This is a genomic window from Streptomyces sp. SPB074, assembly GCF_000154905.1.
In the GTDB taxonomy this organism is placed as follows: domain Bacteria; phylum Actinomycetota; class Actinomycetes; order Streptomycetales; family Streptomycetaceae; genus Streptomyces.
Window position 1 is genome coordinate 4,044,922 of record NZ_GG770539.1, and the last position, 11,361, is coordinate 4,056,282.

The window sequence follows — 11,361 nt, forward strand, 5'->3', positions numbered from 1 at the left end:
GCAGGCGGCGCCGGGCCTCCTCCTCGGTGATGCCGAGACCGGCGGCGGTCTCGCGGTAGCTCCTGCGGTGCGCGTACGCCTGGTCGAGCGCCTCCCGCAACGGGCGCGGCATCGCGCGGGCGATGTAGTCCGCGCGGGCGGCGGCCGCGGCCCGGTGGACACGGGTCTCGGCCGCGTCGGCGCGGGCCCGCCCCTCCCGCGTACCGGCCCCGGCGCCCAGGAGCGCCTCCGACTCGGACTGCCGCAGGCGCCGCACGGCCTCGACGCGGGCGAGGGCCGCGAGGTGGGAGCGCAGCGGTTCGCGCGCGGGCTCGTACCGCTCGGGCGCCTCCCACAGGCGCGCGAAGACGTCGTGGGTGACCCGCGCGGCGGCCTGGTCGTCGCCGAGGACGCGGTGGGCGAGGCCGTGCACGAGCAGCGCGAAGCGGTCGTACAGCTCGCCGAGTGCCGCCGCCTCCCCGCGGACGAGCCGCTCCCGCAGCCGCGCGTCGCGGTGGCACGCCTCCTCCATCGGCCGAAGACCCCCTGGCTCTCCGGGTGCGCTCCCCGGGGACCGGCTTCGCACCACTGTTCAGCCCATCATCCCCTGTCGCGCCCCGAATGTAAGGGCCCCCGTGCTTCCACGCGCTCCTTTACGGCAATGTGCGCCCTCTGCGAGCCTGGAGATGGTAAGGGCGGACGAATTGCCCGGTTCGCCCTCGCACGCGAAAGAAGTGGGGAAGTTCGGTGAACCGGTCCGCCCCTCCCCGCGTCCTTCACCAGGGGTGCCAGGCGCAGGGGGGCGCGCGGCGGAAGTGTGACGGCGTACACGGCGGTTTCGGGGAAGGTCCCCGGGGTAGCGGCGGGTTCACCGAAGAGCAGAAGCGGAACGGGAGCTTCCGGAGTCCGGAGGCGGAAGTCGAGCGGAAGGCGTAGGACGTGGAATTCCAGGTCACCGACGAGGAGCGGGACGGCTGGGCCGTGCTGCGCGTCGCGGGAGAGATGGATCTCGTCTCCTCGCCGTCCGTGCGGCAGCGGGTGCACGAGGCGGTGGCGCGCGGGCGGCACAGCGTCGTGCTCGATCTGTCCCAGGTGCACTTCTGCGATTCGAGCGGCGTCGGCGTGCTCATCGCGGCGCGGCGGCTCATGCGTTCCTGTCACGGGCGGTTGCGGATCGTGCTGCCCGCGCGCGGCGCCGAGGAGGGCTCGCACGTGAGCAGGGTGCTCGCGGCCCTCGGTGTCCGGCGGCTCTTCGAGGTGTACCCGGACGTCCGCTCCGCGCTCCTGGAGGACGTGAGCCCGCTCACGGCGTGAACCGCCGGGACCCGGCCCCGCGCGCTCCCGGGCTCCGGGCGGACCCGGCCCCCGCGCCGTGCCCCGTCCGTACCGGGCGGTCCGGAAAAGCCGCGTCACCTGGTGAACACGTGCGCGCTTAGCGGCGCTGTCCTGCGGGGATGGGAGGCGGGCGCCGACTCCCCGTCGTCACCGCGCGAAGCCGGTCGATCACTCCGGTACCTTCGGTGCAATGCGAGTGGTACCGGGTCCCCTGGGGGGCCGAGCAGCGCGGACCGACGCGGCGGCCTGTTCGACTCCCCGCGCAGCGCGTCGCACAGTATGCCTCAGACGTACTCCTTCGCGCGGGAATATGTCCGAAGCGCTTGTTGGGGTGACAGAACGTCAACCATGCTGTCTCTTTCCGGGATCACGCTCGGTGATCCACAGTGCACAGCGGCAGCGGACCCCCGTGTCCGCCGGTTCGGATGGTGTGAGCGGTGCAGGTGCTTGAGGTGCAGCTCGAAATCGGCCCCGATCCCGCCGAGGTGGGCCGTGCCCGCAGATGGGTGCGCTCCCGGCTCGCGGGTTCCGGCATAGGAGCGGACGAGCCGGTCGCCGAGACCCTCGTGCTCCTCGTCTCCGAGCTGGTCACCAACGCCGTCGTGCACACGGGCCGCCCGGCGCTGCTGCGCATGTGCCTCCCGGACATCCCGCGGCCCGCCGTCAGCACGGTACGGGTCGAGGTCTGCGACGAGTCCCCGCGCGCCCCGCGACCGCGCCACGCCGCCGAGGCGGACACCAACGGGCGCGGCCTGGAGCTCGTGGACTGCCTCGCCGACCGCTGGGGCTGGAGCCCGGCGCGGGCCGGGAAGAGCATCTGGTGCGAGGTGGACCGTCAGGCCCCCGCCGCCTGTCTGCTCGCCGCCCGCGCGCTGTCCACAGGCTGTGGACGCTCCCCGGCCTGAGCACGGCCACCCGCCGGGCCGCCCCCGTCAGCGTCCCCCGGTCCGCCACCGTCCCCGCGCCCCCCGGCGTCCTCGCGCCCGTCCCGGCCCCCGCCCCCGCCGCCCCGGAAGGTGCGCCGGTACGCGGTCGGGGTGACGCCGAGCGTGGCGCGCAGGTGCTGCCGCAGGGACTGGGCGCTCCCGAAGCCGCAGTGCGCGGCGACCCGTTCCATGGGCAGCGCGGTCGTCTCCAGGAGGTAGCGGGCGTGCTCGACGCGCTGCCGGGTCAGCCAGCTGCCGGGGCTCTCGCCCGTCTCCTCGCGGAAACGGCGCGTGAAGGTGCGTACCGACATCGCGACCTCGGCCGCGAGGCGGTGCAGGGGCAGCGGTTCGCGCAGCCGCTCCAGCGCCCAGGCGCGCGCCCGGGCGGTGGAGTCGCCGTGCTCGGCGGGCACCGGGCGGGCGATGAACTGCGCCTGGCCGCCCTCGCGGTGGGGCGGTACGACGGTGTGCCGGGCGACGTCGGCGGCGACGGCGGCCCCGTGGTCGCGCCGTACGACGTGCAGGCACAGGTCGATCCCGGCGGCGACGCCCGCCGAGGTGAGCACGTCACCGTCGTCCACGAAGAGGACGTCCGCGTCGACGGCGACGCGCGGGAAGAGCCGCTGGAAGCGGTCCGCCGAGCTCCAGTGCGTGGCGGCGGGCCGGCCGTCGAGGAGCCCGGCCGCCGCGAGCACGAAACCGCCCGTGCAGATCGACATCAGGCGGGTGCCGGGGCGTATCAGGCCGAGCGCGGCGGTGAGTTCGGGGGTGAGGCGGCCCTCTTCGTGGACCGGGCCCAGCTCGTAGCTCGCGGGGATCAGCACGGTGTCGGCGTGCGCCAGGGCCTCGGGCCCGTGGGCGACCAGGATCGTGAAGTCCGCCTCGGCGCGCACCGGGCCCGGGGGGCGCGTCGAGCACGTCACGACCTCGTAGAGCGGAGCGCCGCTCGCGTCCCGCGCCCGGCCGAAGATCCGCTGCGGGATGCCGAGTTCGAAGGGGAGGACGCCGTCGAGGGCGAGCACGACGACACGGTGCGGACGGGGGGTGCCGGGCATGGCCCGATCCTAGCGAAGGGTGTCCCTCCGGCCAATGGTCGCGGGCGCGCGGGCGCGCGAGGCTGAGCCCATGACGCAGACAGAGGACCTCGCGCCGCACCCCTCGCCCGCCAGGGCGCCGCGCGTGCACCGGGCTTGGTGGGTCGCCGTGGTCACCTTCGTGACGATCGTCGGCGCCGCCGCCTTCATGTCGGTGCCGGGGCTGCTCATCGACCCGCTGCACGGCGAGTTCGGCTGGTCGCGCGGGACGATCGGCTTCGCCGTCTCGGTCAATCTCGCGCTGTACGGGCTCACCGCGCCGTTCGCGGCCGCGCTCATGGACCGCTTCGGTATCCGCAGGGTCGTGGCGCTCGCGCTCCTCGTCATCGCGGGCGGCTCGGCGCTCACCGTGACGATGACGACCTCGTGGCAACTCGTCCTGTACTGGGGGGTCCTGGTCGGTCTGGGCAGCGGCTCGATGGCCCTCGCCTTCGCCGCGACCGTCACCAACCGCTGGTTCGTCGCCCGGCGTGGCCTCGTCACGGGCATCCTCACGGCGGCCGGCGCCTCCGGCCAGCTCGTCTTCCTGCCGCTCCTGTCCTGGATGATCGAGCACCACGGCTGGCGCCCGGCCTCGGTCACGGTGGCCCTCACCGCCGCTGCCGTCGTCCCGCTCGTGTGGCTGCTGCTGCGCGACCACCCGGCGGACGTGGGGCTCGCGCCGTACGGGGCGGGGGAGTTCGTACCGAAGCCGCCGCCCGCGGTGGGCGCGGCGCGGCGCGCGGTGACGGTCCTCGCGCGGGCGGCCCGCACCGGCCCGTTCTGGCTGCTCGCCGGGTCCTTCGCGATCTGCGGCGCCTCGACCAACGGCCTCGTCAAGACGCATTTCGTACCGGCCGCGCACGACCACGGGATGCCGGTGACGGGCGCGGCCTCGCTGCTCGCGGTGATCGGCCTCTTCGACGTCGTCGGCACGGTCGCCTCCGGCTGGCTCAGCGACCGCTTCCCCGCCCGCCGCCTGCTCGCCGTCTACTACTCGCTGCGCGGCCTCTCCCTCCTCTTCCTGCCGCTGCTGCTCCGCGCCTGGGACGAGCCGCCGATGCTGCTCTTCATCGTCTTCTACGGCCTCGACTGGGTCGCCACCGTCCCGCCGACGGTCGCCCTGTGCCGGGAGCACTACGGCGAGGACAGCGCGATCGTCTTCGGCTGGGTCCTCGCCGCGCACCAGCTCGGGGCGGCGCTCGTCGCCTGGCTCGGGGGAGTGGCCCGGGACGCCTTCGGCTCGTACGACGTGGTGTGGCTGGCGTCGGGGGGACTGTGCGCGGGGGCGGCGCTGATGGTGCTCGCGCTGCGGGCGGCCGCCACGGGCTCCCGCCTCTCGCTCTCCGGCCCGCCCTCCGGCGCGGCCTGAGCTGGGGCCGCGGGGCCCGCGCGGGCGGCGGGCCGTCGCCCGCGCGCCCCGGTTCCGCTCGCGATCAGCGGGACTTGGCGATGCGGGACGCTATGCGCTCCGCGTCCAGGGCCAGTTCGCGCAACGTGCCGCTGATCGGGTTGGTGTAGCCGGTGAAGTACAGGCCGGGCGCGTCCCGCAGGGGGCGCGAACCACGCGTGCGGGGGCGCCCGTTGGGGCCGAGGACGCCGAGGTGGCCGACGAGCGGTTCGAGGCCGCGCCGGTAGCCGGTGGCGGCGATGACGGTGTCGGGGCGTATCCGCGTGCCGTCCGCGAGCACGGCCTCGCCGTCCGCGAACCCCTCGACGGCAGCGACCGGTTCGACCGTCCCGGCGCGTATCGCGGCGATGAGCCCGACGTCCTGCACGGGGATCGCGCCCCGCCGCGCGCGCGAAAGGAGCCCGCCGCCCGGCCGCGGGAGGCCCTTGTCGCTCAGGTCCGGCACGGAGAGCCGGGACACCGGGTCGGCGAGCAGGTCCACGAGCCGGACGGGCAGCCGCCGGATCAGGATGCCGGTGCGCTGCGTGGGCCAGCCGAGCGTCGAACGCCGCAGGATGTACGGGGGAGTGCGCACCGCGAGCCGCACGCGCGCGGCCCCGCCGCCGGCGAGGTCCGCGGCGATCTCGGCCCCCGTGTTGCCGGCCCCGACGACGAGGACGTCCTTGCCCCGGAACGGCTCCGGAGCGCGGTACGCTCCCGCGTGCAGCACCTCGCCCCCGTACCCCTCCAGACCGGCCCAGTCCGGCACGTACGGGGTGTGGTTGAAGCCCGTCGCGACGACGACCGCGCGCCCTTCGAGCACCCGCCCGCCCCCGGCCCGCAGCAGCCAGCCCCCGCCCTCGCGCGCCTCGACGCGCTCGACGGCGACGCCGGTCAGGACGTCCAGCTCGTGGAACTCCGCGTACTTCTCCAGGTAGGTGACGACATCGTCCCGGCCGACCCAGCGCCCGAAGCGGCGCGGCATCGGCAGCCCCGGGAGCGAGGAGAGCCTGCGCGTGGTGTGCAGATGGAGCCGGTCGTAGTGCCCGCGCCAGGAGCTGCCGACCCGGTCGGCCTTCTCGACCACGACGGCCGGCACCCCGCGCCGGCGCAGCGAGGCGGCGACGGCGAGCCCGCCGGGCCCCGCCCCGATGACGTAGACGGGGGAGCGCGCGGCGGTCGAGGCTTCGGACATGTACCGGAGAGTAGTGTCCGCCCGGACGCTTGTGACCGGGCGCGAAACAAAACCGGTTGCGAAAGGATCACGGCGACCCGGACGCCTGCGCACGACGACCGGCCCCCTCCCGCCCGGCATGTGAGGCGAGGGGCGGGAGCGGCGGGCCGGGGCGCGGTGCGCCGGGGGTGCGGGCGCGCCGGGGGTGCCTCGGGGTCCCCTCAGGGCCAGAGCAGTTCGTGCCGCCAGCCGTCCGCGACCCGCTCGTAGCGCACCCGCACGTGACGTCGTGCCTGGTCGCCCTGGAAGAACTCCATCTCCTCGGGGTCCAGGTGGTAGAGGGTCCAGTCGGGTGCGTCGGCGTCCGGCTCCCGCTGGGCGCGGGCCCAGGCGGCGTCGGCGGCCGTGCGGAGGGTGGCGAGGGAGTCGAGGGCTTCGCTCTGGTGCGCGGTGAGGGCGGCGGCGAGCGCGCCGGGCGAGTGGGCGTGGAGGTCGGCGAGGGCCGCGTGGTGCGGGGCGGGGGCCACGGCGCCCCGGACGCGGATCTGGCGGCCGAGCACGGGCCAGTAGAAGCACAGGGCCGCGTACGGGCGCTCGGCGAGCTGCCGGCCCTTGTGGCTGCCCGCGTGCGTCGCGAAGGAGAAGCCGGTGTCCTCGTCGGCGTCGTGCAGCACGACGATCCGGACGTCGGGGAAGCCGTCCGCCCCGGCTGTCGCGAGCGAGACCGCGTGCGGTTCGGCCGCCCCCGCGTCGGCCGCCTCGGCGAACCACCGGCGCAGGAGCGGCACGGGGCGGCCCGGGATCAGCGCCGGGTCGAGCGCGGGGAGCGTGGTGCGGCGGGGGTCCCACACGCGCTGCTCGTGGAGCAGGGCGCGGAACGCTTCGGGGCCTGGGTCGACGGCGTCGTCGTGTGCGCTGGCGGACATGGCCCGATTGTGCGGCACCCGGGGACGGGAGCCGGTCACGGGCGCGCTCGGCCGGTCAGGGTGGCCGCCCGCGGCGGCCCGGCCGGGCGGATCGCCCGTACTGCGGTCCTGCGTACGGCGGTCACCGCCGCGCGGGCCGGTACGGCGGTCACCCGCCGCCTCGGCCGCGCGCGGTCACCGGGTCGGCTTGCGCCCCGTGACGCCGAGATAGATGAGCTGGGAGAGGGCGGGCCGGATCTCGGCCTGCTTGGCGCCCCAGGAGGAGAAACCTTTCTGGTGCGAGGCGACGCCCGCGAGCATCGTGACGAGCGCGCCCGCCGTCGCCGCCGGGCTCACGTCCTTGTCGACGCGTCCCTTCGACTGGAGATCCTTGATCGCCGTCATGAGCGAGGAATGCACGGAACCGAGGATCTTGACGCGCAGTTTGCTGAACCGCTTGTCGCCCTCGGCCGCGCCGAGATCGACGACCCGCAGCAGCGCCTCGTTCTTTCGCCACAGGTCCATGAACGAGTCCACGAGGTCCTGAGCGGTCTGCCAGCCCGTCTTTCCTGCCCAGCTGCGGCCCGTCAGGGAATCCGACAGTCCGGAACTCTCGCTCGCCAATTCGTCGGCGAGTTCCAGAACAGCGCCCTCCACGTCGGGAAAGTACTGGTAGAAGGTGGCGGGAGAGGTGCCGGCCTTGCGGGCCACGTCGATGACCTTCACATCGCGGTACGGCGATGAGCCGAGCATCTCGCTGAGGCAGTCGAGCAGCTTCTGACGCGTCGCCTGCCCGCGCTCTCCGGCCACGCGGCCGTCGACGGTGCGTACGTGTGCTGTCATGCCGTCAGCTTACCGAGACCGGCGTGTCGCGCTATTCGGCCGACTGCAAATGGGGAGCGGCTCCCGGAATACTCGCCCTGCGGCCCCTCAATTCCCCTGCCGGGAAAGGGAGAAGAGGGGGTGATGCGTTTTCGGGGGATCTTGGACCGGAAATTCCGGAGGCCCTTGGGCGCGGAATATGCCGGACCCGCCAATCAGGTTCTCCGCGCCGGGATGCGGGAATCGGTAAAAGCGAATAGCGTGGCAGGGACGTGTGCCGGGAGGTGGTCGGGATGCCGGATTTCGCCGAGGGCGTGCCCTGCTGGGCGGACTGCGCGCTGCCGGACGCCGCCGCGGGGCGCCGCTTCTACGGGGCGCTGTTCGGCTGGACGTTCCGCGAGCCGCCCGGCGCGGGCGAGTCGTACGCGTACGTGGGCCCGCACCCCGTCGCGGGGCTCTACCGCAAGCCCGACGGCCGCCTCCCGACCACCTGGACGGTCCACTTCGCGACCCCGGACGCGCGCCGTCTCCTCGACCGCGTCCGCGCGGCGGGCGGCACCGCGATCAGCGGGCCCCGGGCCGTCGGGGACCTGGGCGTGGGCGCCCTCGCCGCAGACCCGGACGGGGCCGTGTTCGGGCTCTGGCAGCCCGGCACCGACAAGGGCTTCCGCGAGCTGACCGCGCCGGGCTCGTACGCCGGGAGCGAGGTGCGCACCCGCGACAGCGCCGCCGTGGACCCCTTCTACGAGCACGTCTTCGGCTACGTCGGGCACGACGTGCCGGGGCCCGGCGGGACGCGGCTGTGGTCGCCCGGGGACGCCGCGCCCGGCATCGACACGGCGGTGCTCGGGCGGGCGGTCCTGGAGCCCGGCGAGGTACCGGCGGAGCTGCCCGCGCACGTGCTCGTGCGGTTCCGCGTCGAGGAGTGCGCGGCGACGGCCGCCGCCGCCCTCGGGCTCGGCGGCAGCCTCCGCGAGGGACCGCGCGAGACGGAGTACGGGACGTTCGCGGAGCTCGCCGACGACCAGGGGGCCGTGTTCGGGGTCGTCGCGGAGTAGCCCGTACCGTGGGCGGGGGCAAAACCCCCGTACCACGGGGGCGGGCGCGCGTACCGCCGCCGGGAGCGGTTCCCTACGGCCGCCGGGAGCGGCCGGGGCGTCTTCGCGGCCCCGCCGCGGCCCCTCCGGACGGCTCCGTGCGCATAGCCCAGGACACTCCGGGGCGCCACCCCGGTTAGCCAGGGCGGGTTTCGGAGGGAACAATCAGGGGGCACCGTGTGGCGGTGCACCGGGGCGGGCGCTGCGCAGGTGCCGCGCTCGTGGTCCCGGACGGGGAGGCGGCTGAGGAAGAGATGGACCAGCTCACACAGCACGATCCGCGACGCATCGGGCAGTTCGAGGTGCTGGGGCGGCTCGGCGCGGGCGGCATGGGCCTCGTGTACATGGCGCGGTCCGCCTCGGGGCGGCGGGTCGCGATCAAGACGGTGCGCGCCGAACTCGCGCAGGACCAGCTCTTCCGCGTGCGCTTCACGCGCGAGGTGGAGGCGGCCCGCGCCGTGTCCGGCTTCTACACGGCCGCCGTCGTGGACGCCGATCCGCGCGCCGCCGTGCCCTGGCTCGCGACCGCCTACGTGCCCGCGCCCTCGCTGGAGGAGATCGTCAACGAGTGCGGGCCGCTGCCCGCCAACGCGGTGCGCTGGCTCGCCGCGGGCGTCGCCGAGGCCCTGGAGTCGATCCACGGCGCCGGGCTCGTGCACCGCGACCTCAAGCCCTCCAACGTCCTCGTCATGCACGACGGCCCCCGCGTCATCGACTTCGGCATCGCCTCCGGTGTCTCCAACACGCGCCTGACGATGACGAACGTCGCCGTCGGCACCCCCGCCTACATGTCCCCCGAGCAGGCGAAGGACTCCCGCAGCGTGACGGGCGCGAGCGACGTCTTCTCGCTCGGCTCCACGCTCGTCTTCGCCGCGACGGGCCACGCGCCCTTCCACGGGGCCAACCCCGTCGAGACGGTCTTCATGCTGCTGCGCGAGGGCCCGGACACCGAGGGGATGCCGGAGGAGCTGCAACCGCTCATCGAGTCGTGCATGGGCATGGAGGCGGCGATGCGCCCGAGCCCCGCCGACCTCCAGGCGTCCCTGTCGCCGCACCTCTTCGCGGCGGGCGCCGACGACAGCGGCACCGCCTCCGCGTGGCTGCCGCCGCGTGCCGTCGCGCTCATCGAGTCGAAGAGCAGGACCGGCATCGGCCCCCGCCAGCCCGCCCCGCCCCGGCCCGTGCCGCCGAGCCCGCCCGTGCCGCCCCGGCCCGCCGTCGAGCCCGTCGTCCCCGAACAGCCCGGCAAGCACGCCGCCGAGCCCGAGGTCCTGCTGCCCGGCACGCGCGTCCCGGTCCGCGAGGGCCCGCGCCTGGCCGAGGCGCGCGCGACGGGCGAGGCGGAACGCCAGGCCGGTCACCTCGCCCTCGCCTCCCGGTGGACGCGCGAGTCCAACCGCCGCGCCCCCGTCGCCGCCCCGCCCACCACGGCCGCGACCGAGCCGCGCCCCGGCGGCCCCGGACAGCCGTGGCGGCCCTGGCGGTTCCGCATGTCGAACGACGTGTGGGGCACGCCCGTGCTCGCCGACGACCTCGTGTACGTGACGTCCTTCGAGGTGCACGCCCTCGACGTCGCCACCGGCCGCCGCCGCTTCAAGACCCGCGACGTCGCCCTCGTCATGGCCGTCGACCAGGGCCGTATCCACGCCTCCGACGGCCCCGGCGTGCACGCGCTCGACTCCCGCACCGGCGCCGAGATCTGGCGCGCGGCGGCGCCCGGCTGGGTCTACGCGCTCGCCGCCGGGCGCGGCACCGTGCTCACCGCGAGCCGCGGCGGCACCGTACGCGGCTGGGACGCCGCGAGCGGTGAACGGCTCTGGGAGGCCGGCGGGCTCCAGACCGACTTCGAGACGGCCGAGGCCGCCCCCGTCCTCCACGAGGGCACCGCCTACCTGTGGCAGGACGCCCGGCTGCGCGCCGTGGACGCCCGCACGGGCACCGAGCGCTGGTCCTACCCGGTCGGCGACGTCAGCGCCTGCGGCGGTGTCCCGCCGCGCGTCACCGCGGCGGCGGACGGAAGCGTCTACGTGTGCGCGGGCACCCGCGTCCTGGCGATCGAGGCGCACAGCGGCCGGGTGCGCTGGCAGTTCGAGGCCCCGGCGGTCTTCCTCAGCCCGCCCGCGTTCGCGCCCGGACCGGCCGTCACGGGCGGCGGCGTGTACGTCGCGGACTACCACGGCGCGGTGTGGGCGCTCGACGCCGAGGACGGCCGCGACCGCTGGCGCATCGCGACCGAGGCCCGCTCCTCCGTCGACCCGGTGCTCGTCGCGGGCGGCCTCGTCCACGTCGCCTCCGGCAACGGCATGTACACCCTCAACGCGGTGCACGGCACGCCCGCCTGGCGCTTCCAGGCGGGCGGCGACATCGTCGGCGCCCCGGTCGCCTCGGGGGACCTGCTGCACTTCGGCTCGGCCGACAACTGCCTCTACACGCTCAGCGCCTCGGGCGGCCAGCTCCGCTGGAAGCTCCTCACCGGCGGCGCGGTGACCGGCTCCCCGGTCGTGCGCGGCGGTGTGGTCTACGCGTGCAGCGGCGACCGCTGCGTGTACGCGCTCGACGCGAAGGAGGGGACGGGGACGCAGTCCGCGCAGGGCCGCGGCTGAGCCCCGGCGGGCCGCCGGGGCGGTGGGGCGGTGGGGTTGCCGGGGCTGCCGGGCGGG

Annotated in this window: 10 protein-coding genes; 5 read left to right on the top strand and 5 right to left on the bottom strand. The window is 75.4% G+C overall.

Annotated features, from left to right (window positions below):
* A partial coding sequence (locus SSBG_RS16840; RefSeq protein ID WP_008747298.1) for a sigma-70 family RNA polymerase sigma factor occupies positions 1-511 on the bottom strand: 511 nt, incomplete at its 3' end.
* Between the two features lie 407 nt (positions 512-918).
* Here SSBG_RS16840 and SSBG_RS16845 point away from each other — a divergent pair.
* Both SSBG_RS16845 and SSBG_RS16850 read left to right on the top strand, forming a co-directional pair.
* On the top strand, positions 919-1,293 hold the full coding sequence (locus SSBG_RS16845; RefSeq protein ID WP_008747299.1) for an STAS domain-containing protein: 375 nt from the start codon (positions 919-921) through the stop codon (positions 1,291-1,293).
* 458 nt (positions 1,294-1,751) lie between these two features.
* Complete coding sequence (locus tag SSBG_RS16850) at positions 1,752-2,219, top strand: ATP-binding protein (protein WP_008747300.1); 468 nt, start codon at positions 1,752-1,754, stop codon at positions 2,217-2,219.
* Here SSBG_RS16850 and SSBG_RS16855 read toward each other — a convergent pair.
* A complete protein-coding gene (locus SSBG_RS16855; RefSeq protein ID WP_008747301.1) occupies positions 2,150-3,295 on the bottom strand; it encodes a GlxA family transcriptional regulator in 1,146 nt (381 codons plus the stop codon). The two genes, SSBG_RS16850 and SSBG_RS16855, sit on opposite strands and share 70 nt — an antisense overlap.
* Before the next feature lie 70 nt (positions 3,296-3,365).
* On the opposite strand from SSBG_RS16855, the gene SSBG_RS16860 reads away from it, so the two are divergent.
* Complete coding sequence (locus SSBG_RS16860; RefSeq protein WP_008747302.1) at positions 3,366-4,685, top strand: MFS transporter; 1,320 nt, start codon at positions 3,366-3,368, stop codon at positions 4,683-4,685.
* Positions 4,686-4,749: 64 nt separating this feature from the next.
* On the opposite strand, the gene SSBG_RS16865 is transcribed toward SSBG_RS16860, so the two are convergent.
* From SSBG_RS16865 to SSBG_RS16875, 3 genes are all read right to left on the bottom strand, one after another.
* Positions 4,750-5,898, bottom strand: coding sequence for a flavin-containing monooxygenase (locus SSBG_RS16865; protein ID WP_008747303.1), 1,149 nt, complete (start codon positions 5,896-5,898; stop codon positions 4,750-4,752).
* Positions 5,899-6,098: 200 nt separating this feature from the next.
* Positions 6,099-6,803, bottom strand: a complete 705-nt coding sequence (locus SSBG_RS16870; RefSeq protein ID WP_008747304.1) for a pyridoxine/pyridoxamine 5'-phosphate oxidase — start codon at positions 6,801-6,803, stop codon at positions 6,099-6,101.
* Positions 6,804-6,977: 174 nt separating this feature from the next.
* The gene (locus SSBG_RS16875; protein WP_008747305.1) at positions 6,978-7,625 is read right to left on the bottom strand and encodes a TetR family transcriptional regulator; all 648 of its coding nucleotides are present in this window, start codon (positions 7,623-7,625) and stop codon (positions 6,978-6,980) included.
* A 272-nt stretch (positions 7,626-7,897) separates the two neighbouring features.
* On the opposite strand from SSBG_RS16875, the gene SSBG_RS16880 reads away from it, so the two are divergent.
* Positions 7,898-8,662 carry a VOC family protein gene (locus tag SSBG_RS16880; RefSeq protein WP_037869989.1) on the top strand — a complete coding sequence of 255 codons (765 nt, stop codon included), beginning with the start codon at positions 7,898-7,900 and terminating at the stop codon, positions 8,660-8,662.
* Between the two features lie 293 nt (positions 8,663-8,955).
* The gene (locus SSBG_RS16885) at positions 8,956-11,304 is read left to right on the top strand and encodes a PQQ-binding-like beta-propeller repeat protein (protein WP_086023062.1); all 2,349 of its coding nucleotides are present in this window, start codon (positions 8,956-8,958) and stop codon (positions 11,302-11,304) included.
* The last annotated feature ends 57 nt before the right edge of the window (positions 11,305-11,361 follow it).